Genomic DNA, 22,183 nt, shown 5'->3' on the forward strand with positions numbered 1-22,183 from the left:
ATCGGGCAAGGCATGGCTGGCCTGATCCTCACGTACACCCGCACGCTGCGGGCCGGCGAGTTCGTGCGCATCGCCGACCATGAGGGCACGGTGATGGAAGTCGGCATGTTCACGACCACCATTCGCACAGGCCTTGGGGAGGTGCTGACCTTGCCCAACTCGATGATCACCGGCGCGGTGACCAAGAACTACTCGCGCATCGTCCAGGGCCAGGGCTATGTGGTCGATACGGTGGTCACCATCGGCTATGACACGCCTTGGCGTCAGGTCCACGCCATGTTGATCGAGGCCGCGCGGCGCACGCCGGGCATCGTCGAGCAGCCCAGCCCGCAGGTGTTCCAGACGGCGCTGAGCGACTTTTATCCCGAGTATCGCCTGGTCGCCCAGGCGATCCCCAGCGAACCCAGACCTCGGGCCGAACTGCTGAGCATGCTGCACGCCAATATCCAGGACGTGTTCAACGAGTACGGCGTACAGATCATGTCGCCGCACTACCTGGCGGACCCAGAGCAGGCCAAGTTCGTCCCCCCGGAGCGCTGGCATGCCGCACCTGCGACGCCCAGGCAGGATGAATAAAGCAGCAACGCGTATTGCCTTCACACACCTCATCACACGCATGAGTAAGGACGCCACGTGTATCTTCGCCTTCTGCTGTTATCGCTGTACCTGCTGGTGATCGGCCCCATGGCGGCCTGGGCCCAAGCTCCGGATACCGTTCCAGGGCTGGCCAAGGACCGGGAAGGTTATGCCGATGCGTCCAGTTGCAAGGGTTGCCATGCCCCACAGGCCGCGCAGTGGAAGGACTCCGATCACGCCTGGGCGATGCGCGAGGCCACCCCGGGCAATGTGCTTGGTGCTTTCGATGGCCGCAGCTTCGACGAGGCGGGGGTCAAGGCGCGCTTCTTGCGCAAGGGCGAGCATTACTACGTCAACACTGAGGGCGCTGACGGCAAGTCGGCGGACTTTCGTGTGCGCTACACCTTCGGCTATCGGCCTTTGCAGCAGTATCTGGTCGAGTTTCCCGGTGGGCGGCTGCAGGCCTTGACCCTTGCCTGGGACAGCCGCAGCAAACAGGACGGTGGACAGCGATGGTTCTCGCTCTACCCGGGCCAGCGCTTTGCGCCGGACGACGCCCTGCACTGGACCGGGCGCTACCAGAACTGGAACGGTATGTGCGCCGATTGCCACTCCACGCGCCTGCTCAAACACTACGATGACCAGCACGACCGCTACGCCACCACCTGGCAGGAGCAGACCGTGGGCTGCCAGGGCTGCCACGGCCCGGGGCAGGCCCATGTGGACTGGGCAAAGCAGGCGAACACCGACAAGCCCTACGCCACGGCAAGCGACATGCAACTGAGCGTGGACTTCAAGGCCCTGGATAGCAAAGGTCTGATCGAGCAATGCGCGTTCTGCCATAGCCGCAGGCAGTCCCTCGGCACAGGCCAACAACCGGGCAAGCCACAGCTCGACGCCTCGCTACCGGCGACCTTGCGTGAAGGGTTGTACCACGCCGATGGCCAGATCGATGGCGAGGTGTATGTCTATGGCTCCTTCACCCAAAGCAAGATGTACGCGGCCGGGGTCAGTTGCACCGACTGCCACGACCCTCACACCACCCGGGTGAAGCTTGAGGGCAACACGCTGTGCCAGCAATGCCACAACCCCCATCCGCCCACCAACCGCTTTCCCAGCCTGCAGGCTCGCAACTACGACACCCCCGAGCACCATCACCATGCCCAAGGCTCCCCAGGCGCCCAATGCGTCAACTGTCATATGCCCAGCAAGACCTACATGGTCGTAGACCCGCGTCGCGATCACAGCTTCCGCGTGCCGCGCCCGGACCTTGCGCAAAAGACGGCAAGCCCCGATGCCTGTACCGCCTGTCACACCGACAAGCAGCCGCAATGGGCCGCGACGGCCATCGAGGGCTGGTTCGGCACGCCAAAGCGCCCGGCCCATTACGGTGAGGCCTTCCATGCCGTCAGGGCCGGGCAGGGTGACCGGCTCAACCTGCTGACCGCCGTGATTGCCGACATCGGCAAACCTCCGATTGTCCGTGCCACCGCCGCCCAACAGCTCGCCGAGCTCGGGCCGCCTGCCATCACCCCGCTGGGGTGGGCGCTCAACGCCAAGGATGGGGCTGTGCGGGCCTATGCCGCCGCAGGTTTTGCCCGTCTCGACCCTCAAGCACGGGTCAGGCAGTTGCTGCCTTTGCTGGACGACCCGCTGCTGGCCGTGCGCGACGAGGCGCTGCGCGCGCTGGCCGACGTCCCCCTCGACGCGTTGCCTGCCGAGCGACGCGAAGGCTTCCAGACGCAGTTGGCCGATTACGAGCGGCGTCTGCGCGAGAATGCCGATTTGCCGGGCGGGCGGCTCAACCTGGCCGTGCTGCTGCAGCGCGAGGGCCGGGAGCAGGAAGCGATCGCCCAGTACCAACAGGCCCTGCGCCTGGATGCCCATTTCACGCCTGCCCGGGTGAACCTGGTGACGCTCTACTCCAACACAGGACAGCTCGATGCCGCCCAGCGACAACTGCGCGAGGGCCTGGCACTTGAGGGAACACCTGCGGGCGATCATGGCAACCTCGCCTACATGCTGGCCTTGCTGCTGGTCGAGCAAGGCCAGGCCCAGGAAAGCGTGAAATGGCTGAACGTGGCGGCCAGGGAAATGCCGGGCAACGCGCGGGTTTTCTACAACCAGGGGCTGTTGTTGGCGCAGTTGGATCGCCGTGATGAAGCCTTGCAGGCGTTGCATCAGGGGCTGGCCTCGTCACCGGACAATGCCGACCTGCTCTATGCCTTGATCTACCTGCACTCCAAAGCAGGAGAACTGGATCAGGTCGAACAGTATGTGGAGCGCATGCGCAAGGCGGTGCCGGACGACCCAAGGCTGCCGCCGGTCCGGCAGTGAAGGGGTGGCATAGGCTTTACGCGACAGGCATTGGCAGGCTTTTCAATGGCGAACAATGGCCCGTGGACTAGAGTTACCAGCGATTCACTGGAGTGATTGCCAGGGCGTCAAGGAGAGCGACCGTGACCATGCGTGACGAGATTGCCGAGCTGCAGGCTCGGGTCGGCCAGCAAGTACTCGGCCAGGAGCAGACCATCGGCCATATCATGCTGGCGTTGCTGGCCAACGGGCACGTGCTGCTCGAGAGCCTGCCCGGGCTTGCCAAGACGCGCACGGTGAAGGCCCTGGCCACCCATCTGGATGCGCGCATGAGCCGTATCCAGTTCACACCGGACTTGCTGCCGTCCGATATCACCGGTGGCGAGATCCTCCAGCAGACCGACAGCGGCAACCAGCTTCGCTTCCAGCCAGGGCCTCTGTTTGGCAATGTGATTCTGGCGGACGAGATCAACCGGGCGCCGGCCAAGGTGCAGGCGGCTTTGCTGGAGGCCATGGAGGAGCGCCAGATCACTGTTTCTGGCCAGACCCACCCGATGTCCGGGCTGTTCATGGTGCTGGCGACCCAGAACCCCATCGAGCAGGAAGGCACGTATCCATTGCCGGAGGCGCAGATGGACCGCTTCCTGATGAAGCTGCTGATCGACTACCCCAAGGTAGAGGATGAAGCCCAGGTGCTACGCATGGTGCGTGGCGAGGATTCGCACAGCGGCTCCCCGGGCGAGGCGGCACCGATGGCCCAGGAGACGATCTTCGCCGCACGCCGCGAGGTCGGTGGCGTGCATGTGTCCGAGGCCATCGACCGGTATGTGGTGGACCTGATCAATGCCACCCGCCATCCCGCCGACTATGACAGCGACCTGGCGCGCTGGATCAAGGTCGGGGCCAGTCCGCGGGGAGGCATCAGCCTGGACCGGGTCTCACGGGCGCATGCCTGGCTGCAAGGCAACGACTACGTGACGCCGGACGATGTGCGCACAGTGCTGCACCCGGTGTTGCGTCACCGGCTGCTGCTCTCCTATGACGCCGTGGCCGATGGCATTGGCGCTGACCAGGTACTGGACCGCTTGCTGGACAAGGTCGCGGTCCCGGCGTGACAGGAGGCTGACATGGCTGGGCCGGTGGTCGCCGAGGGTTCGGTGTATGTATCGCTCGAACAGCTGATGCTGTTGGAACATCGCGTGCGCGACCTGAGTTTTCTCTCGCGACAGCCGTTGTCCAGCGTGCTGTCCGGCAGCCATGCAGCGCGCTTGCGCGGGCGTGGGCTGAGCTTCGACGAGCTGCGTCAATACACGCCTGGGGACGACCTGCGCCATCTCGATTGGCGGGCGTCGCTGCGCTACAGCAAGCCGTTCGTACGCAGTTACACCGAAGAGCGCGACCGTCCGACACTGCTGCTGGTCGACCAGCGCATGAGCATGTATTTCGGCTCGCGACAGTGCTTCAAATCCGTCACTGCCGCGCAATTGGGGGCGATTGGCGCGTGGATGGCGTTTCATGCCGGGGACCGGGTGGGCGGGTTGGTGTTCAACGACCAGCAGATCGAAACGATTCGTCCTTTGCGCAGTCGAGCCCGTGTCGAGGCGCTGTGTTCGGCCGTGGTTCGTCACAACCAGGCACTGCATGCCAGCCACGTCGACGACGAGCAGCCGGAGCAGCTCGATCGCGTGTTGCGTCAGTGCCTGGGCATTGCCGGGCACGATCACCTGATCGTGATCATCAGCGATTTTTCCGGCGTGACTGACCACACCTTGCAGCTGCTGCGCCAGCTGCGTGCCCATAACGACGTGCTGGCCTTGCAGGTGTTCGACCCCATTGCCTTGCAACTGCCTGAACAAGGCAGGGTGATGGTGACCCAGGGAGAGTTGCAGGTAGAGCTGGAAATCGCTCGTCGCCAGGTTCATCGGCCCTTGGGTGAGTTCCTCAGTGCAAGGCTCAAGGCGGTAGCCGCCTTGCTGCGCCGCAGTCAGGTCCCCTTGATGATGTTCAGCACCGGTCGCGACAGCCTGGTGCAACTCAGGGCGGAGCTGGGCCGGTTATCGGCGGTGCCGCGATGAGCCGCGCACCGAGCCCCAGCATCGACCAGTTGCGCGAGCTTGCGCTGCCGGCCGTGCCCATCAGCTATTGGCCCCAGACCTGGGGTTGGTTGGCGCTGCTGGGGGGGATGTTGCTGTTGCTCGGCGCCTTGGCCATCTGGCGTTACCGGCGGTGGCGGCGCAATCGCTACCGGCGTGAAGCGCTGGCCCGCCTGGCGGCCTTGGCGCTGAACCTGGAAGACCCGGCGCAGCGCCTGGCGGCCTTGCGCGAGGTCCCTGAACTGCTCAAACGGGTTGCGTTGTCGATGCCTGATGGGGCGCGCGCTGCCAGTTTGCGCGACGCCCAATGGCAGGCATTTTTGCAACGGCACAGCGCCACGCCACTGCCTGCGACCTTCGCCCAACACCTGGCACTGCTGGCCTATGCGCCGGCCGATCGCCTGATGGCCTTGGCTGACGAAGAGGTCCAGGCGTTGCTCAAGACCTGCCGTCAGTGGATCGAGGTGCACCATGTGGCAGCTTGAATACCCCTGGCTGTTGCTGTTGCTGCCGGCGCCCTGGCTGGCCTACCGCTACCTGCCGGCCTACCGTGAGTCGCGCAGCGCGATGCGGGTGCCGTTCTTCGCCGCCATGAGCCGTGCCGTGGGCCAGGAACCCGGGCGCGTCACCGCCGGTAGCGGGCGCTGGCAGTTGCTCATGGCCTGGTTGGTCTGGGCCCTGGTGTTGCTGGCCTGTACCCGACCCGTCTGGGTGGAAAAGCCCATCGTGCGAGAGCAGCCGGTCCGCGATCTGATGCTCGCGATCGACATTTCCCAGTCCATGGCAACCACCGACTACAGCACCCCAGAGGGACAACGGGTCGACCGTCTTCACGCGGTGAAGGACGTGGTGCGCGACTTCATCCAGCGCCGCAAGGACGATCGCATCGGGCTGATCGTCTTCGGCACTGGGGCCTACCCTCAGGCCCCGCTGACCCTCGATCATGCCAGCCTTGGCATTCTGCTCGACGAGGTGGGCATCGGCATGGCCGGCCCCAATACCGCCTTGGGCGATGCCATCGGTCTTTCCATCAAGTTGTTCGACGGCGCCACGGAACAGGAAAAAGTGCTGATCCTGCTGACCGACGGCAATGACACCAGTAGCGCAATCACCCCGGGCCACGCCGCAGCCATGGCCCACGACCGGGGTATCGTGGTGCACACCATCGGCATTGGCGATCCTGAGGCCAGCGGTGAGGCCAAGGTCGACCTGCAGGCCCTGCAGGACATTGCCCGGGTGACCGGTGGGCAGTTCTTCCGCGCCGACGACAGCGATGCGTTGCGACAGGTGTATGCCACGCTCGATCGCATCACTGCGCATCGGGTCAAGACCTTGAGTCATCAACCCAAGCGTGATCTGTTCTGGCTACCGCTGGGGGCTGCGCTGCTGCTCTTGCTGCTCACGCACGGCGTGTCGGCATTGGCGGGCGTGCGCGGCGCCGGTCACCGATCCGATGCACAGGCGCAAGGCTGACATGAACATCGACCTGGCAGCCTTCCATTTTCTGCGCCCGCTGTGGCTGCTGTTGATCATCCCAGGCGTGGCACTGCCTGTGCTGTGGGCGCGACGCCATGACCTTGCCCGGCAGCTTGACGGCATCATCGCAGCGCATTTGGTTGAGCACTTGGTGATCACACCGCAGGAGCGTCATCGCCTGCACCCGATCCATCTGCTCGGTGCGATGCTGGTGCTCGGCGCGGTGGCGGCCGCCGGGCCGACTTGGGAGCAGGATACGCCGGCATTCCTGGACAACCGCGCACCGCTCATCCTGGCGGTGGACCTGTCGCCTTCGATGGCGGCGAACGATGTGCCGCCGTCGCGTCTGGCGGCGGCCCGGCACACCTTGCACGATCTGATCCAGCGCCGTGCTGGCAGTCGCGTGGCGTTGATCGCCTACGCCGGCAGCGCCCACCTGGTGCTGCCACCGACCGATGATCCGGCATTGCTCGACAGCTTTCTCCAGGCATTGTCGAGTGGCTTGATCGAGCGCTCGGGCAAGGATGCCCTCGGGGCGATCGTGCTGGCCAAGCGCTTGCTGGCTGCTGAGCAAGTACCCGGGACACTGGTGTTGGTGACCGATGGCGCCGATGCGACTCAGTTCGACGCCATCGGCAAAGCGTTGCAAGGCAGCGATTTGCAGGTATTGGTGCTCGCGGTGGGCAGCCAGGACGGGGGGGTGGTGCAGGATGCCCAGGGCCGGCCATTGACCGACGCGCATGGCCAGACCCTGCGGGCGTCGTTCGACCGCGAAGGCCTCGAAGGCCTGGCCAAGGCGGCGGATGCGCCGCTGGGTAGCCTGACCCTGAGCGATGAGGATCTGGACTGGATCGAGTTGCACGCCCAGCGACATTTCCAGGCCGTGCAAGAGGCCGGGCAGCCGCCGCATTGGAAAGACGCCGGCTACTGGCTGTGCTGGCCGCTGCTGGTACTGGCGTTGCTGAGTGTGCGCCGCGGTTGGCGGGTTCACTGGCTGGGCGGGTGGCTGTTGGCGCTGCTGATCGGCTCGGCCGGCCAAACCGCGCAGGCCGGCCCCCTGGCCGACGCGTTCTTCACACCCGACCAGCAGGGGCGTTGGGCCTTCGAGCACGGCCACTATCCCGACGCTGCTCGCCATTTCAGCGACCCCTACTGGAAAGGCCTGGCGGCCTACCGCGCGGCGCAGTTCGATGTCGCGCTGGCGCAGTTCGCCCGGTTGGACACAGCGCCTGCGTATTTCTATCTGGGCAATACCTATGTGCGCCTGTCCCGGTTCGACCAGGCGATTGCCGCCTACCAGCAGGCGCTGAAACGTCAGGCGACGTTTCCCGAGGCCAGCGCCAACCTTGCCCTGGCCCAGGCCCTGTTGAAGGACCGCGACGAGCAACAGCAAGCCGGGCCGCCGGACGAGAAGGCAGACAAGATCGACTTCGACAACCCCTCCGGCAAGGGCAAGACGATCCAGCGCAGCGCCGGGCAGGCCAGCGCCGATCAAGTGTGGTTGAACAACCTCACGACCTCGCCCGCCCAATTTCTCAGGCGCAAGTTCCTTCTGCAGGAGGCCGCCAGGGAGGCCACACCATGAAGTACCTGTTGCTGGTCATGTTGTTGCCCCTGCTGGTCCACGCCACTGAGCCGCAGGTCAAGGTTCGCAGCCAACTGCTCCCGTCGGAAAAGGTGCTGGTTGGCGGCACGGTGGTCCTGCAGATCGACTTGCTGGTCGATACCTGGTTCAACGCAGCCCCTCGCTTGCCGACGCTGACGTTGGACGGGGCGGTGGTTTCCGCCCCCAGTGGTGAAGCCACGCATTTGAACGAGCAGATCGATGGCAAGGCATTCTTCGGCCTGCGCCTCAATTACCAGATCATCCCCGCGCAGGCGCGGGGGTATGACATCCCGCCCTTGGCCATCGAAGTGCAACCCGGACAGGGCAGTGGGCCGCTCACGGTCCATAGCCAGGCGTTGCACTTGGGGCGAATAGAGAAAACGGAAAAAATCGTACGCTAAGGTTTTCCGGGCAGCCTTAGCGGCCGAAACTTCCCGTCCTCCAGCCTGCGGCTCTGCCGCCAGACATAATCGCCGGTCAGATTGATGTGCTCCCACCCCAGCGGCGACAGGTATTGCAGCAGCTCACCATCCACCGACTTCCCCGCATCGCCCATCGCCTGGGTGGCGCGCTCCAAGTACACCGTGTTCCACAACACGATGGCGGCCGTCACCAGGTTGAGGCCACTGGCCCGGTAGCGCTGCTGCTCGAAGCTCCGATCCCTGATCTCGCCGAGGCGGTTGAAGAACACCGCCCTGGCCAGGGAGTTGCGGGCTTCGCCCTTGTTCAGTCCAGCATGCACGCGCCGGCGCAGCTCGACGCTTTGCAACCAATCGAGGATGAAAAGCGTGCGCTCGATCCGGCCCAGCTCGCGCAGGGCCACGGCCAGGCCGTTCTGGCGCGGATAGCTGCCGAGCTTGCGCAGCATCAGCGAGGCGGTGACCGTGCCCTGCTTGATCGAGCTGGCCAGGCGCAGGATGTCGTCCCAATGGGCGCGGACGTGCTTGATGTTCAGGGTGCCGCCAACCATTGGGCGCAATGTCGGGTAGTCCTGGACGCTATTCGGAACATACAGCTTGGTTTCTCCGAGGTCGCGGATGCGCGGTGCGAAGCGGAAGCCCAGCAGGTGCATCAGGGCGAAGACATGATCGGTGAAGCCAGCCGTGTCAGTGTAGTGCTCCTCGATCCGCAAGTCGGACTCGTGGTACAGCAGACCGTCGAGCACATAGGTAGAGTCGCGCACGCCGACATTCACCACGCGGGTGCTGAACGGTGCGTACTGGTCGGAGATGTGGGTGTAGAACAGCCGCCCCGGCTCGCTGCCGTACTTCGGGTTGACGTGGCCGGTGCTTTCGCCTCGACCACCCGCCCGGAAGCGCTGGCCATCGGAAGAAGAGGTCGTGCCGTCGCCCCAGTGAGCGGCGAAGGTATGACGGTACTGGTGGTTGACCAGCTCGGCCAGGGCCGCCGAGTAGGTTTCGTCTCGGATGTGCCAGGCTTGCAGCCAGGACAGCTTGGCGTAGGTCAGGCCGGGGCTCGACTCGGCCATCTTGGTCAGCCCGAGGTTGATTGCATCGCCCAGGATCGCTGACAGCAGCAATGTCCGGTCTTTGGCCTCGGCACCGTCCTTCAGGTGTGTGAAGTGGCGGCTGAAGCCCGTCCAGTCGTCCACGTCCATCAGCAGTTCGGTGATCTTGATGCGCGGCAGCAAATGGCTGGTCTGGTCGATCAGCGCCTGCGCGGTATTGGGCACCGCGGAATCCAGCGGGGTGATCTTCAGCCCGGACTCGGTGAGGATGGCATCGGGCAGCTCGTTGTCCTTGGCCAGGCGGGTGACGGTGGCCAGCTGCTCGTCCAGCAGCTGCAAGCGCTCTTCCAGGTACTGGTTGCTGTTCGGGTTGATCGCCAGGGGCAGAGCCTGCGCATGCTTGAGCGCGGCGAACCTCTCTGCCGGCAGCAGGTAGTCGTCGAAGTCGCGGAACTGCCGCGAGCCCTTGACCCAGATGTCACCGGAGCGCAGCGCGTTCTTCAGCTCGGACAGGGCGCAGATTTCGTAGAAGCGCCGGTCGAGGCCTTCCGGGGTTATCACTAGCGGCTTCCAGCGCGGCTTGATGAAGGCGGTGGGCGCATCGGCCGGCACCTTGCGCAGGTTGTAGGCGTTCATCTCGCTCAGGGTCTGCACGGCTGCCAGCACGCCTTGCGCAGCCGGGGCAGCGCGCAGTTCCAGCACCTCCAGCAAGGCCGGCGTGTAACGGCGCAGAGTGGCGAAGTTCTCGCCGACCAGGTGCAGATGGTCGAAGCCTTCCGGCCGGGCCAGCAGCTCGGCCTCGCTGACGCTCTCGGTGAACTCGTCCCAGGGAATCACCGCCTCAATGGCGGCATAGGGATCGCTACCGCTTTCCTTGGCTTCCAGCAGAGCCTGGCCGATCTTCGAGTACAGGCGCACCTTGTCGTTGATCGCCTTGCCCTGCTTCTGGAACTGCTGCTGATGCTTGTGCTTCGCGCTGCTGAACAGCTTGACCAGGATACGGTCGTGCAGATCGACCAACTCATCAATCACCGTCGCGGTGCTCTCCAGCACCACGGCGGCCAGGGTCGCGTAGCGTCGCTGCGGCTCGAACTTGCCGAGGTCTTTGGGCGTCATCTGCCCACCCTCGCGGGCCAGCTTGAGCAGGCGGTTCTGGTGGATGTGTCGGCCCAGGCCTTCGGGCAAGTCCACCAGCTGAAATGTCTTCAGCCGCTCGATGTGTTCGAGCATGTGGCGGGAGTTCGGTTTCAGCGGTGCCTGTCGCAGCCAGGTCAACCAGGTGATGCTGCTGCCGGCCTTGAGCTTCAACAGCTCGTCCAGCTTGGCCCGATGCGAGTCCGTGAGTGGTTCGACCAGGGCGCGGTAGACTCGGCGATTGGCCCGCGCAATGGCCTCCGAACAAGCTCGATCAATTACGCTCAACGCCGGCAGAATGCGCCGCTTCTGTCGCAGGCTCTCCAGGGCCTGACCGGCCAGCAGTAAGCCCTTGTCGGTCTGCTGGGCCAACTCGGTCAGCTCGCGCACCAGGGCGCGGAAGTCGGACAGGCCGAACGGGGCCAGTTGTAGGTAGGTGCGCAGTTCCTGGGCGTGCTCGCGGCGAGTCACGTCGCGTTCGCCGTACTTCAACCAACTCGCCGGGTCGGCCTGAACTTGCTTGGCCACCCACTGGATGACCGGCTCGGGCGGCTCGCTGTCGGTGCCCAACGCATAGCCGGGGTAGCGCAGCAGGCTGAGCTGCACCGCGAAGCCCAGGCGGTTGGCGTCGCCGCGCCGCTGGCGGATCAGCGACAGGTCGGAGTCGTTGAAGGTGTAGTAGCGGATCAGGTCATCCTGGCTTTCCGGCAACGCAAGCAAGGTGTCGCGCTCCGTAGCCGAGAGAATCGAGCGACGCGGCATGGTTCAGTCGTCCTTGCGAAGGTACTGATAGAGGGTTTCTCGGCTGATGCCGAACTCGCGGGCGAGCTGCGCCTTCGGCTCGCCCGCAGCGGCCCGCTGCCGCAGCGTGATGGCTTGCTCGTCGGAGAGGGCTTTCTTGCGGCCCCGGTAGGCACCGCGCTGCTTGGCCAGGGCGATGCCCTCGCGCTGCCGCTCGCGAATCAGGGCGCGCTCAAACTCGGCAAAGGCCCCCATGACCGACAGCATCAGGTTGGCCATCGGCGAGTCCTCGCCGGTGAACACCAGGCCTTCCTTCAAGAACTCGATGCGCACACCGCGCTGGGTCAGCTTCTGCACCAGGCGGCGCAAATCATCGAGGTTTCGTGCCAGGCGATCCATGCTGTGCACCACCACGGTGTCGCCTTCGCGAACGAAACCGAGCATGGCCTCCAGCTGGGGACGCTGGGTGTCCTTGCCCGAGGCTTTGTCGGTGAACAGCTTGCCGACCTCGACCTGTTCAAGTTGGCGTTCCGGGTTCTGGTCGAAGCTGCTGACCCGGACGTAACCGATGCGTTGTCCCTGCAAGATGCCTCCATGGGCTGGATGGGCGGCAGGGCTTGCGTTGGTTTTTGGTTCCATTGCGCCCGAAGCCTTGAATTTGTCAGGCTGAAATCTATGACCTTGGCAAGCATGTGTCAAAGAATGTGAAAGCGGACTCTATTCTGACGGCGTGATGCGCCTTGCCTGACATCCAGTTTGTCGTTTTCAGAAGACGGCTGCACTGAACGTCAGAAGCCGACTGCACTATAGCAGCGGAGGGGTTGGATCCATCAGGCAACGACGGGCTGCTGCCGGCCATCAGCGGACGCAGGGAGGACTTTCCGCAACCGGCCGTTCGATGCGGCACCGATGGCCTTCGCGCAGGGGTAGTGAATCCGCCAGGATTGACTTGCGCTGCCCTACCTCTCACTAGTGAGGGGCGGCAGCGCATCAAGCGGTGAGCGCACTCCGGCACCGCCAACTTTCAGCACATGCGTGTAAATCATCGTCGTAGAGACGTCGGAATGGCCGAGCAGATCCTGCACGGTTCGAATGTCGTAACCGCTGCGGAGCAAGGCCGTCGCGAACGAGTGGCGGAGGGTGTGCGGTGTGGCGGGCTTCGTGATGCCTGCTTGTTCTACGGGGCACTGTTGCAAATAGTCGGTGGTGATAAACTTATCATCCCCTTTTGCTGATGGAGCTGCACATGAACCCATTCAAAGGCCGGCATTTTCAGCGTGACATCATTCTGTGGGCCGTACGCTGGTACTGCAAATACGGCATCAGTTACCGTGAGCTGCAGGAGATGCTGGCTGAACGCGGAGTGAATGTCGATCACTCCACGATTTACCGCTGGGTTCAGCGTTATGCGCCTGAAATGGAAAAACGGCTGCGCTGGTACTGGCGTAACCCTTCCGATCTTTGCCCGTGGCACATGGATGAAACCTACGTGAAGGTCAATGGCCGCTGGGCGTATCTGTACCGGGCCGTCGACAGCCGGGGCCGCACTGTCGATTTTTATCTCTCCTCCCGTCGTAACAGCAAAGCTGCATACCGGTTTCTGGGTAAAATCCTCAACAACGTGAAGAAGTGGCAGATCCCGCGATTCATCAACACGGATAAAGCGCCCGCCTATGGTCGCGCGCTTGCTCTGCTCAAACGCGAAGGCCGGTGCCCGTCTGACGTTGAACACCGACAGATTAAGTACCGGAACAACGTGATTGAATGCGATCATGGCAAACTGAAACGGATAATCGGCGCCACGCTGGGATTTAAATCCATGAAGACGGCTTACGCCACCATCAAAGGTATTGAGGTGATGCGTGCACTACGCAAAGGCCAGGCCTCAGCATTTTATTATGGTGATCCCCTGGGCGAAATGCGCCTGGTAAGCAGAGTTTTTGAAATGTAAGGCCTTTGAATAAGACAAAAGGCTGCCTCATCGCTAACTTTGCAACAGTGCCCCTGCGTGCGCTGCTGCCATGTCCACTACCTGACGCCGGTGATGGTGATGGCCTCGCCGGAGCGGGAATTTCTTAACCTCGACGAATTTAGACGATCGGCGGGCGAGGGGATGTCGTGGCAAGGTCCGCCTTGCGCTGCTCCGCAAGGGCGACACCAGCGGGTTCGTCGGCGGCCACGCCTAGCGCGACCGCAACCAAGCGTCGAAAAAGTATACGCTCGTCACCCGCCGTCTCCTGTGCTGAGAGTCTCAGGCCGATCGGCCGGCAGGGCTCAATGTCAGCAAACGCGTGATGAGCGGTGGCCTTCAACAGTGATAAGGCGGCACCAGAGAAAAATCACTCAGGGTCAATGCCAGCGCTTCGTTAATACAGATGTAGGTGTTCCACAGGGTAGCCAGCAGCATCCTGCGATGCAGATCCGGAACATAATGGTGCAGGGCGCTGACTTCCGGTGCCAGCAGATATTTTGGCAGTTTGCCTTGGATCAGAGCCATCTGACGCAGGGCTAGTGCAGCCGGATAGTCAATAGCTACCGGCAGCGGTGCGGACTGTTGTAACTCAGCATAAGAAATGAGGCCGCTCATGGCGTTGACTCTCAGTCATAGTATCGTGGTATCACCGGTTGGTTCCACTCTCTGTTGCGGGCAACTTCAGCAGCACGTAGGGGACTTCCGCGTTTCCAGACTTTACGAAACACGGAAACCGAAGACCATTCATGTTGTTGCTCAGGTCGCAGACGTTTTGCAGCAGCAGTCGCTTCACGTTCGCTCGCGTATCGGTGATTCATTCTGCTAACCAGTAAGGCAACCCCGCCAGCCTAGCCGGGTCCTCAACGACAGGAGCACGATCATGCGCACCCGTGGCCAGGACCCAACGCTGCCCGAGATGCGCCGCGTGCGGCTGCTGGAGATGGCGGACGCGATGGATATGTTCTGCCAAGGGTTGGTTTGCGCATTCACAGTTCTCCGCAAGAATTGATTGGCTCCAATTCTTGGAGTGGTGAATCCGTTAGCGAGGTGCCGCCGGCTTCCATTCAGGTCGAGGTGGCCCGGCTCCATGCACCGCGACGCAACGCGGGGAGGCAGACAAGGTATAGGGCGGCGCCTACAATCCATGCCAACCCGTTCCATGTGCTCGCCGAGGCGGCATAAATCGCCGTGACGATCAGCGGTCCAATGATCGAAGTTAGGCTGGTAAGAGCCGCGAGCGATCCTTGAAGCTGTCCCTGATGGTCGTCATCTACCTGCCTGGACAGCATGGCCTGCAACGCGGGCATCCCGATGCCGCCGGAAGCGAGAAGAATCATAATGGGGAAGGCCATCCAGCCTCGCGTCGCGAACGCCAGCAAGACGTAGCCCAGCGCGTCGGCCGCCATGCCGGCGATAATGGCCTGCTTCTCGCCGAAACGTTTGGTGGCGGGACCAGTGACGAAGGCTTGAGCGAGGGCGTGCAAGATTCCGAATACCGCAAGCGACAGGCCGATCATCGTCGCGCTCCAGCGAAAGCGGTCCTCGCCGAAAATGACCCAGAGCGCTGCCGGCACCTGTCCTACGAGTTGCATGATAAAGAAGACAGTCATAAGTGCGGCGACGATAGTCATGCCCCGCGCCCACCGGAAGGAGCTGACTGGGTTGAAGGCTCTCAAGGGCATCGGTCGACGCTCTCCCTTATGCGACTCCTGCATTAGGAAGCAGCCCAGTAGTAGGTTGAGGCCGTTGAGCACCGCCGCCGCAAGGAATGGTGCATGCAAGGAGATGGCGCCCAACAGTCCCCCGGCCACGGGGCCTGCCACCATACCCACGCCGAAACAAGCGCTCATGAGCCCGAAGTGGCGAGCCCGATCTTCCCCATCGGTGATGTCGGCGATATAGGCGCCAGCAACCGCACCTGTGGCGCCGGTGATGCCGGCCACGATGCGTCCGGCGTAGAGGATCCACAGGACGGGTGTGGTCGCCATGATCGCGTAGTCGATAGTGGCTCCAAGTAGCGAAGCGAGCAGGACTGGGCGGCGGCCAAAGCGGTCGGACAGTGCTCCGAGAACGGGTGCGCATAGAAATTGCATCAACGCATATAGCGCTAGCAGCACGCCATAGTGACTGGCGATGCTGTCGGAATGGACGATATCCCGCAAGAGGCCCGGCAGTACCGGCATAACCAAGCCTATGCCTACAGCATCCAGGGTGACGGTGCCGAGGATGACGATGAGCGCATTGTTAGATTTCATACACGGTGCCTGACTGCGTTAGCAATTTAACTGTGATAAACTACCGCATTAAAGCTTATCGATGATAAGCTGTCAAACATGAGAATTCGCGAATGAACAAGCTCCAACGCGAGGCCGTGATCCGAACCGCGCTCGAACTGCTTAACGACGTGGGCATGGAAGGTCTAACGACGCGCCGACTGGCTGAGCGCCTCGGGGTGCAACAGCCAGCGCTCTACTGGCATTTCAAGAACAAGCGTGCGTTGCTCGACGCACTTGCCGAAGCCATGCTGACGATAAATCACACGCATTCGACGCCAAGGGATGACGACGACTGGCGTTCGTTCCTGAAGGGCAATGCATGCAGTTTTCGACGGGCGTTGCTCGCTTATCGCGATGGCGCGCGTATTCATGCCGGGACGCGGCCAGCCGCGCCGCAGATGGAAAAAGCCGACGCGCAGCTTCGCTTCCTTTGCGATGCTGGCTTTTCGGCAGGTGACGCGACCTATGCGTTGATGGCAATCAGCTACTTCACCGTCGGCGCTGTTCTTGAGCAGCAAGCTAGCGAGGCAGACGCCGAGGAGCGGGGCGAAGATCAGTTGACCACCTCAGCGTCTACGATGCCGGCGCGCCTACAGAGCGCGATGAAAATCGTCTACGAAGGCGGTCCGGACGCGGCATTCGAGCGAGGCCTGGCTCTCATCATCGGCGGTCTTGAAAAAATGAGGCTCACTACGAACGACATTGAGGTGCTGAAGAATGTTGACGAATGACAGGGGGCGGCAGGTGCGGAGGGCGCGGTTGCTTCGTCATATGAAGCAAAGTCACCTAGCTGAATTAATGGGTGTGGATCAGGCAACCGTGTCGCGCTGGGAGCGGGGCACCCTTGCATTGTCGGATGGGAGGTGGTCAGCGGTTCTTCAATTGCTTACCGGGCCTTCCGATTCATCGTACGACGCTGCGCTGAAGCGTCTGGTGCAATCCTCCGCCCACAAAGTCCATCTGGTAGCGACCGGACACATTGTTTGCTCGCGGCATCTCCGGCCAGGCAAAGGGAATTGCGGATTGACCTAGCCGAACTCCTTGGTAAATCGCTGCGTGTTTATGCGTCCCCGAGATAGTTGCGGCCGACTCTGCGCTTAATGGGCTCGGTTGGCATGAGGGGCGGCTGGGGTCACTCGAGGTGGATACCGGCCCGAACTGGAGCGAGGAACTTCCATACTGCCAAGGCGAATGCTGTGGGAGCGCATCATGCTCGCTGATGGTAGCCCGGCACTACTTGTTACCACCACAGCTTAATGCGAAGGGTGCTCCTGTTCTTGTGCATATTTTATGCGCTGCTGATTGTGCATCGAACTGATAACCTCAACGGGTCTGCTTTGTAGTTCACCACACCCCTGACGCGCGCGTGCCGGATAAGCAGAACTATGGTGCCGATGGATGTCAGGAACACTCGGCCTGGTTCGTAACTAGGTCGTCCTGCGCGATCCTGCGGCTAGGGCCGGAATCGTGCTCGCCAGTCAGGCGCTGATGAAGCCTATGGGCACTGTTGCAAATAGTCGGTGGTGATAAACTTATCATCCCCTTTTGCTGATGGAGCTGCACATGAACCCATTCAAAGGCCGGCATTTTCAGCGTGACATCATTCTGTGGGCCGTACGCTGGTACTGCAAATACGGCATCAGTTACCGTGAGCTGCAGGAGATGCTGGCTGAACGCGGAGTGAATGTCGATCACTCCACGATTTACCGCTGGGTTCAGCGTTATGCGCCTGAAATGGAAAAACGGCTGCGCTGGTACTGGCGTAACCCTTCCGATCTTTGCCCGTGGCACATGGATGAAACCTACGTGAAGGTCAATGGCCGCTGGGCGTATCTGTACCGGGCCGTCGACAGCCGGGGCCGCACTGTCGATTTTTATCTCTCCTCCCGTCGTAACAGCAAAGCTGCATACCGGTTTCTGGGTAAAATCCTCAACAACGTGAAGAAGTGGCAGATCCCGCGATTCATCAACACGGATAAAGCGCCCGCCTATGGTCGCGCGCTTGCTCTGCTCAAACGCGAAGGCCGGTGCCCGTCTGACGTTGAACACCGACAGATTAAGTACCGGAACAACGTGATTGAATGCGATCATGGCAAACTGAAACGGATAATCGGCGCCACGCTGGGATTTAAATCCATGAAGACGGCTTACGCCACCATCAAAGGTATTGAGGTGATGCGTGCACTACGCAAAGGCCAGGCCTCAGCATTTTATTATGGTGATCCCCTGGGCGAAATGCGCCTGGTAAGCAGAGTTTTTGAAATGTAAGGCCTTTGAATAAGACAAAAGGCTGCCTCATCGCTAACTTTGCAACAGTGCCTTCTACGGCACGTTTGAAGGCGCGCTGAAAGGTCTGGTCATACATGTGATGGCGACGCACGACACCGCTCCGTGGATCGGTCGAATGCGTGTGCTGCGCAAAAACCCAGAACCACGGCCAGGAATGCCCGGCGCGCGGATACTTCCGCTCAAGGGCGTCGGGAAGCGCAACGCCGCTGCGGCCCTCGGCCTGGTCCTTCAGCCACCATGCCCGTGCACGCGACAGCTGCTCGCGCAGGCTGGGTGCCAAGCTCTCGGGTAACATCAAGGCCCGATCCTTGGAGCCCTTGCCCTCCCGCACGATGATCGTGCCGTGATCGAAATCCAGATCCTTGACCCGCAGTTGCAAACCCTCACTGATCCGCATGCCCGTTCCATACAGAAGCTGGGCGAACAAACGATGCTCGCCTTCCAGAAAACCGAGGATGCGAACCACTTCATCCGGGGTCAGCACCACCGGCAAGCGCCGCGACGGCCGAGGTCTTCCGATCTCCTGAAGCCAGGGCAGATCCGTGCACAGCACCTTGCCGTAGAAGAACAGCAAGGCCGCCAATGCCTGACGATGCGTGGAGACCGAAACCTTGCGCTCGTTCGCCAGCCAGGACAGAAATGCCTCGACTTCGCTGCTGCCCAAGGTTGCCGGGTGACGCACACCGTGGAAACGGATGAAGGCACGAACCCAGTGGACATAAGCCTGTTCGGTTCGTAAACTGTAATGCAAGTAGCGTATGCGCTCACGCAACTGGTCCAGAACCTTGACCGAACGCAGCGGTGGTAACGGCGCAGTGGCGGTTTTCATGGCTTGTTATGACTGTTTTTTTGTACAGTCTATGCCTCGGGCATCCAAGCAGCAAGCGCGTTACGCCGTGGGTCGATGTTTGATGTTATGGAGCAGCAACGATGTTACGCAGCAGGGCAGTCGCCCTAAAACAAAGTTAGACATCATGAGGGTAGCGGTGACCATCGAAATTTCGAACCAACTATCAGAGGTGCTAAGCGTCATTGAGCGCCATCTGGAATCAACGTTGCTGGCCGTGCATTTGTACGGCTCCGCAGTGGATGGCGGCCTGAAGCCATACAGCGATATTGATTTGTTGGTTACTGTGGCCGTAAAGCTTGATGAAACGACGCGGCGAGCATTGCTCAATGACCTTATGGAGGCTTCGGCTTTCCCTGGCGAGAGCGAGACGCTCCGCGCTATAGAAGTCACCCTTGTCGTGCATGACGACATCATCCCGTGGCGTTATCCGGCTAAGCGCGAGCTGCAATTTGGAGAATGGCAGCGCAATGACATTCTTGCGGGTATCTTCGAGCCAGCCATGATCGACATTGATCTAGCTATCCTGCTTACAAAAGCAAGAGAACATAGCGTTGCCTTGGTAGGTCCGGCAGCGGAGGAATTCTTTGACCCGGTTCCTGAACAGGATCTATTCGAGGCGCTGAGGGAAACCTTGAAGCTATGGAACTCGCAGCCCGACTGGGCCGGCGATGAGCGAAATGTAGTGCTTACGTTGTCCCGCATTTGGTACAGCGCAATAACCGGCAAAATCGCGCCGAAGGATGTCGCTGCCGACTGGGCAATAAAACGCCTACCTGCCCAGTATCAGCCCGTCTTACTTGAAGCTAAGCAAGCTTATCTGGGACAAAAAGAAGATCACTTGGCCTCACGCGCAGATCACTTGGAAGAATTTATTCGCTTTGTGAAAGGCGAGATCATCAAGTCAGTTGGTAAATGATGTCTAACAATTCGTTCAAGCCGACCGCGCTACGCGCGGCGGCTTAACTCCGGCGTTAGATGCACTAAGCACATAATTGCTCACAGCCAAACTATCAGGTCAAGTCTGCTTTTATTATTTTTAAGCGTGCATAATAAGCCCTACACAAATTGGGAGATATATCATGAAAGGCTGGCTTTTTCTTGTTATCGCAATAGTTGGCGAAGTAATCGCAACATCCGCATTAAAATCTAGCGAGGGCTTTACTAAGCTTGCCCCTTCCGCCGTTGTCATAATCGGTTATGGCATCGCATTTTATTTTCTTTCTCTGGTTCTGAAATCCATCCCTGTCGGTGTTGCTTATGCAGTCTGGTCGGGACTCGGCGTCGTCATAATTACAGCCATTGCCTGGTTGCTTCATGGGCAAAAGCTTGATGCGTGGGGCTTTGTAGGTATGGGGCTCATAATTGCTGCCTTTTTGCTCGCCCGATCCCCATCGTGGAAGTCGCTGCGGAGGCCGACGCCATGGTGACGGTGTTCGGCATTCTGAATCTCACCGAGGACTCCTTCTTCGATGAGAGCCGGCGGCTAGACCCCGCCGGCGCTGTCACCGCGGCGATCGAAATGCTGCGAGTCGGATCAGACGTCGTGGATGTCGGACCGGCCGCCAGCCATCCGGACGCGAGGCCTGTATCGCCGGCCGATGAGATCAGACGTATTGCGCCGCTCTTAGACGCCCTGTCCGATCAGATGCACCGTGTTTCAATCGACAGCTTCCAACCGGAAACCCAGCGCTATGCGCTCAAGCGCGGCGTGGGCTACCTGAACGATATCCAAGGATTTCCTGACCCTGCGCTCTATCCCGATATTGCTGAGGCGGACTGCAGGCTGGTGGTTATGCACTCAGCGCAGCGGGATGGCATCGCCACCCGCACCGGTCACCTTCGACCCGAAGACGCGCTCGACGAGATTGTGCGGTTCTTCGAGGCGCGGGTTTCCGCCTTGCGACGGAGCGGGGTCGCTGCCGACCGGCTCATCCTCGATCCGGGGATGGGATTTTTCTTGAGCCCCGCACCGGAAACATCGCTGCACGTGCTGTCGAACCTTCAAAAGCTGAAGTCGGCGTTGGGGCTTCCGCTATTGGTCTCGGTGTCGCGGAAATCCTTCTTGGGCGCCACCGTTGGCCTTCCTGTAAAGGATCTGGGTCCAGCGAGCCTTGCGGCGGAACTTCACGCGATCGGCAATGGCGCTGACTACGTCCGCACCCACGCGCCTGGAGATCTGCGAAGCGCAATCACCTTCTCGGAAACCCTCGCGAAATTTCGCAGTCGCGACGCCAGAGACCGAGGGTTAGATCATGCCTAGCATTCACCTTCCGGCCGCCCGCTAGCGGACCCTGGTCAGGTTCCGCGAAGGTGGGCGCAGAGGCTCTGTTGCAAAAATCGTGAAGCTTGAGCATGCTTGGCGGAGATTGGACGGACGGAACGATGACGGATTTCAAGTGGCGCCATTTCCAGGGTGATGTGATCCTGTGGGCGGTGCGCTGGTATTGTCGCTATCCGATCAGCTATCGCGACCTTGAGGAAATGCTGGCGGAACGCGGCATTTCGGTCGACCATACGACGATCTATCGCTGGGTCCAGTGCTACGCCCCGGAGATGGAGAAGCGGCTGCGCTGGTTCTGGCGGCGTGGCTTTGATCCGAGCTGGCGCCTGGATGAAACCTACGTCAAGGTGCGGGGCAAGTGGACCTACCTGTACCGGGCAGTCGACAAGCGGGGCGACACGATCGATTTCTACCTGTCGCCGACCCGCAGCGCCAAGGCAGCGAAGCGGTTCCTGGGCAAGGCCCTGCGAGGCCTGAAGCACTGGGAAAAGCCTGCCACGCTCAATACCGACAAAGCGCCGAGCTATGGTGCAGCGATCACCGAATTGAAGCGCGAAGGAAAGCTGGACCGGGAGACGGCCCACCGGCAGGTGAAGTATCTCAATAACGTGATCGAGGCCGATCACGGAAAGCTCAAGATACTGATCAAGCCGGTGCGCGGTTTCAAATCGATCCCCACGGCCTATGCCACGATCAAGGGATTCGAAGTCATGCGAGCCCTGCGCAAAGGACAGGCTCGCCCCTGGTGCCTGCAGCCCGGCATCAGGGGCGAGGTGCGCCTTGTGGAGAGAGCTTTTGGCATTGGGCCCTCGGCGCTGACGGAGGCCATGGGCATGCTCAACCACCATTTCGCAGCAGCCGCCTGATCGGCGCAGAGCGACAGCCTACCTCTGACTGCCGCCAATCTTTGCAACAGAGCCTCCGTCGCCATGCTCACCTCGCTTTGGTGCACACGAGTATTGAGCATAGTCGAGATTGGTGCAGATCACTTCTGATATTGAACTGTCAGGAGCTGGCTGCACAACAGCCATTACGCCCAATCAACTGGTGCAGTCGTCTTCTGAAAATGACACAGTTAGGGTATAGCTCAGGCTGACATCCAAAC

Annotated in this window: 19 protein-coding genes and 4 pseudogenes (1 of these 23 running past the window's edge); 17 read left to right on the plus strand and 6 right to left on the minus strand. The window is 61.3% G+C overall.

Going from position 1 to position 22,183, the window contains the following annotated elements; translation table 11 throughout:
* From ACNFCH_RS10740 to ACNFCH_RS10775, 8 genes are all read left to right on the plus strand, one after another.
* Positions 1-576 carry the end of a mechanosensitive ion channel family protein gene (locus ACNFCH_RS10740; protein ID WP_337157406.1) on the plus strand. Its footprint begins 996 nt before the window's first position, so only the last 576 of its 1,572 coding nucleotides appear in the window; the start codon falls outside the window, past its left edge; the stop codon is at positions 574-576.
* Between the two features lie 108 nt (positions 577-684).
* Positions 685-2,913 carry a tetratricopeptide repeat protein gene (locus ACNFCH_RS10745; protein ID WP_337157407.1) on the plus strand — a complete coding sequence of 743 codons (2,229 nt, stop codon included), beginning with the start codon at positions 685-687 and terminating at the stop codon, positions 2,911-2,913.
* A gap of 122 nt (positions 2,914-3,035) precedes the next feature.
* Positions 3,036-4,007, plus strand: coding sequence for a MoxR family ATPase (locus ACNFCH_RS10750; RefSeq protein WP_337157181.1), 972 nt, complete (start codon positions 3,036-3,038; stop codon positions 4,005-4,007).
* A 12-nt stretch (positions 4,008-4,019) separates the two neighbouring features.
* On the plus strand, positions 4,020-4,967 hold the full coding sequence (locus tag ACNFCH_RS10755; protein ID WP_337157182.1) for a DUF58 domain-containing protein: 948 nt from the start codon (positions 4,020-4,022) through the stop codon (positions 4,965-4,967).
* Positions 4,964-5,470, plus strand: a complete 507-nt coding sequence (locus ACNFCH_RS10760) for a DUF4381 domain-containing protein (RefSeq protein WP_337157183.1) — start codon at positions 4,964-4,966, stop codon at positions 5,468-5,470. The genes ACNFCH_RS10755 and ACNFCH_RS10760 overlap by 4 nt, the downstream gene beginning before the upstream one ends.
* Complete coding sequence (locus tag ACNFCH_RS10765; protein ID WP_337157184.1) at positions 5,457-6,458, plus strand: VWA domain-containing protein; 1,002 nt, start codon at positions 5,457-5,459, stop codon at positions 6,456-6,458. Before ACNFCH_RS10760 ends, ACNFCH_RS10765 begins: the two co-directional genes overlap by 14 nt.
* A 1-nt stretch (position 6,459) precedes the next feature.
* Positions 6,460-8,046 carry a VWA domain-containing protein gene (locus ACNFCH_RS10770; RefSeq protein ID WP_337157185.1) on the plus strand — a complete coding sequence of 529 codons (1,587 nt, stop codon included), beginning with the start codon at positions 6,460-6,462 and terminating at the stop codon, positions 8,044-8,046.
* Complete coding sequence (locus ACNFCH_RS10775) at positions 8,043-8,468, plus strand: hypothetical protein (protein ID WP_416742752.1); 426 nt, start codon at positions 8,043-8,045, stop codon at positions 8,466-8,468. Before ACNFCH_RS10770 ends, ACNFCH_RS10775 begins: the two co-directional genes overlap by 4 nt.
* Here the strand turns inward: ACNFCH_RS10775 and ACNFCH_RS10780 are convergent.
* The 3 genes and pseudogenes from ACNFCH_RS10780 to ACNFCH_RS10790 form a co-directional block, all read right to left on the minus strand.
* The gene (locus ACNFCH_RS10780; RefSeq protein ID WP_003090772.1) at positions 8,465-11,431 is read right to left on the minus strand and encodes a Tn3 family transposase; all 2,967 of its coding nucleotides are present in this window, start codon (positions 11,429-11,431) and stop codon (positions 8,465-8,467) included. The two genes, ACNFCH_RS10775 and ACNFCH_RS10780, sit on opposite strands and share 4 nt — an antisense overlap.
* Before the next feature lie 3 nt (positions 11,432-11,434).
* Positions 11,435-11,995, minus strand: coding sequence for a recombinase family protein (locus ACNFCH_RS10785; protein WP_003090771.1), 561 nt, complete (start codon positions 11,993-11,995; stop codon positions 11,435-11,437).
* Between the two features lie 374 nt (positions 11,996-12,369).
* Positions 12,370-12,591 (minus strand): annotated as a pseudogene (locus ACNFCH_RS10790) (tyrosine-type recombinase/integrase); the annotation flags it as partial.
* Between the two features lie 65 nt (positions 12,592-12,656).
* Between ACNFCH_RS10790 and ACNFCH_RS10795 the strand changes: the two are divergent.
* Positions 12,657-13,361, plus strand: coding sequence for an IS6-like element IS26 family transposase (locus ACNFCH_RS10795; protein WP_001067855.1), 705 nt, complete (start codon positions 12,657-12,659; stop codon positions 13,359-13,361).
* Positions 13,362-13,718: 357 nt separating this feature from the next.
* Here ACNFCH_RS10795 and ACNFCH_RS10800 read toward each other — a convergent pair whose 3' ends face one another.
* Positions 13,719-13,997 carry a resolvase gene (locus ACNFCH_RS10800; RefSeq protein WP_416742793.1) on the minus strand — a complete coding sequence of 93 codons (279 nt, stop codon included), beginning with the start codon at positions 13,995-13,997 and terminating at the stop codon, positions 13,719-13,721.
* A 268-nt stretch (positions 13,998-14,265) separates the two neighbouring features.
* Between ACNFCH_RS10800 and ACNFCH_RS10805 the strand changes: the two are divergent.
* Positions 14,266-14,355 (plus strand): annotated as a pseudogene (locus ACNFCH_RS10805) (type VI secretion protein); the annotation flags it as partial.
* 91 nt (positions 14,356-14,446) lie between these two features.
* Here ACNFCH_RS10805 and tet(C) read toward each other — a convergent pair.
* On the minus strand, positions 14,447-15,637 hold the full coding sequence (tet(C), locus tag ACNFCH_RS10810) for a tetracycline efflux MFS transporter Tet(C) (RefSeq protein WP_001297013.1): 1,191 nt from the start codon (positions 15,635-15,637) through the stop codon (positions 14,447-14,449).
* A gap of 92 nt (positions 15,638-15,729) precedes the next feature.
* Here tet(C) and tetR(C) point away from each other — a divergent pair, with 92 nt between their 5' ends.
* The 3 genes from tetR(C) (at position 15,730) to ACNFCH_RS10825 (ending at position 17,926) form a co-directional block, all read left to right on the plus strand.
* Positions 15,730-16,389, plus strand: coding sequence for a tetracycline resistance transcriptional repressor TetR(C) (gene tetR(C), locus ACNFCH_RS10815; RefSeq protein WP_001038045.1), 660 nt, complete (start codon positions 15,730-15,732; stop codon positions 16,387-16,389).
* A complete protein-coding gene (locus tag ACNFCH_RS10820; RefSeq protein WP_061342203.1) occupies positions 16,376-16,690 on the plus strand; it encodes a helix-turn-helix domain-containing protein in 315 nt (104 codons plus the stop codon). The genes tetR(C) and ACNFCH_RS10820 overlap by 14 nt, the downstream gene beginning before the upstream one ends.
* Positions 16,691-17,221: 531 nt before the next feature.
* Positions 17,222-17,926 carry an IS6-like element IS26 family transposase gene (locus ACNFCH_RS10825; RefSeq protein WP_001067855.1) on the plus strand — a complete coding sequence of 235 codons (705 nt, stop codon included), beginning with the start codon at positions 17,222-17,224 and terminating at the stop codon, positions 17,924-17,926.
* Between the two features lie 52 nt (positions 17,927-17,978).
* Here the strand turns inward: ACNFCH_RS10825 and intI1 are convergent.
* A pseudogene (gene intI1, locus ACNFCH_RS10830) lies at positions 17,979-18,776 on the minus strand (class 1 integron integrase IntI1); the annotation flags it as partial.
* Positions 18,777-18,921: 145 nt separating this feature from the next.
* Here intI1 and ACNFCH_RS10835 point away from each other — a divergent pair.
* The 4 genes and pseudogenes from ACNFCH_RS10835 to ACNFCH_RS10850 all read left to right on the plus strand — a co-directional run bounded on the left by ACNFCH_RS10835 (position 18,922) and on the right by ACNFCH_RS10850 (position 21,944).
* A pseudogene (locus tag ACNFCH_RS10835) lies at positions 18,922-19,760 on the plus strand (AadA family aminoglycoside 3''-O-nucleotidyltransferase).
* A 116-nt stretch (positions 19,761-19,876) separates the two neighbouring features.
* A complete protein-coding gene (locus ACNFCH_RS10840) occupies positions 19,877-20,224 on the plus strand; it encodes a quaternary ammonium compound efflux SMR transporter QacE delta 1 (RefSeq protein WP_000679427.1) in 348 nt (115 codons plus the stop codon).
* Positions 20,218-21,057: a sulfonamide-resistant dihydropteroate synthase Sul1 gene (gene sul1 / locus ACNFCH_RS10845; RefSeq protein WP_000259031.1), complete on the plus strand. Its 840-nt coding sequence runs from the start codon at positions 20,218-20,220 to the stop codon at positions 21,055-21,057. The genes ACNFCH_RS10840 and sul1 overlap by 7 nt, the downstream gene beginning before the upstream one ends.
* A 122-nt stretch (positions 21,058-21,179) precedes the next feature.
* The gene (locus ACNFCH_RS10850; protein WP_001389365.1) at positions 21,180-21,944 is read left to right on the plus strand and encodes an IS6-like element IS6100 family transposase; all 765 of its coding nucleotides are present in this window, start codon (positions 21,180-21,182) and stop codon (positions 21,942-21,944) included.
* Positions 21,945-22,183 lie beyond the last annotated feature (239 nt).

This window comes from Pseudomonas sp. NY15354, assembly GCF_048068075.1.
GTDB classification, from domain to species: domain Bacteria; phylum Pseudomonadota; class Gammaproteobacteria; order Pseudomonadales; family Pseudomonadaceae; genus Aquipseudomonas; species Aquipseudomonas guariconensis_C.

What these genes read in the sequence shown, in the direction of transcription:
- ACNFCH_RS10745 (WP_337157407.1), top strand. Translation starts at nt 685, where the DNA reads ATGGCGGCCTGGGCCCAAGCTCCGGATACCGTTCCAGGGCTGGCCAAG.
- ACNFCH_RS10755 (WP_337157182.1), top strand. Translation starts at nt 4,020, where the DNA reads ATGGCTGGGCCGGTGGTCGCCGAGGGTTCGGTGTATGTATCGCTCGAA.
- ACNFCH_RS10760 (WP_337157183.1), top strand. Translation starts at nt 4,964, where the DNA reads ATGAGCCGCGCACCGAGCCCCAGCATCGACCAGTTGCGCGAGCTTGCG.
- ACNFCH_RS10765 (WP_337157184.1), top strand. Translation starts at nt 5,457, where the DNA reads ATGTGGCAGCTTGAATACCCCTGGCTGTTGCTGTTGCTGCCGGCGCCC.
- ACNFCH_RS10770 (WP_337157185.1), top strand. Translation starts at nt 6,460, where the DNA reads ATGAACATCGACCTGGCAGCCTTCCATTTTCTGCGCCCGCTGTGGCTG.
- ACNFCH_RS10775 (WP_416742752.1), top strand. Translation starts at nt 8,043, where the DNA reads ATGAAGTACCTGTTGCTGGTCATGTTGTTGCCCCTGCTGGTCCACGCC.
- ACNFCH_RS10780 (WP_003090772.1), bottom strand. Translation starts at nt 11,431, where the DNA reads ATGCCGCGTCGCTCGATTCTCTCGGCTACGGAGCGCGACACCTTGCTT.
- ACNFCH_RS10795 (WP_001067855.1), top strand. Translation starts at nt 12,657, where the DNA reads ATGAACCCATTCAAAGGCCGGCATTTTCAGCGTGACATCATTCTGTGG.
- ACNFCH_RS10800 (WP_416742793.1), bottom strand. Translation starts at nt 13,997, where the DNA reads ATGAGCGGCCTCATTTCTTATGCTGAGTTACAACAGTCCGCACCGCTG.
- ACNFCH_RS10820 (WP_061342203.1), top strand. Translation starts at nt 16,376, where the DNA reads ATGTTGACGAATGACAGGGGGCGGCAGGTGCGGAGGGCGCGGTTGCTT.
- ACNFCH_RS10825 (WP_001067855.1), top strand. Translation starts at nt 17,222, where the DNA reads ATGAACCCATTCAAAGGCCGGCATTTTCAGCGTGACATCATTCTGTGG.
- ACNFCH_RS10840 (WP_000679427.1), top strand. Translation starts at nt 19,877, where the DNA reads ATGAAAGGCTGGCTTTTTCTTGTTATCGCAATAGTTGGCGAAGTAATC.
- sul1 (WP_000259031.1), top strand. Translation starts at nt 20,218, where the DNA reads ATGGTGACGGTGTTCGGCATTCTGAATCTCACCGAGGACTCCTTCTTC.
- ACNFCH_RS10850 (WP_001389365.1), top strand. Translation starts at nt 21,180, where the DNA reads ATGACGGATTTCAAGTGGCGCCATTTCCAGGGTGATGTGATCCTGTGG.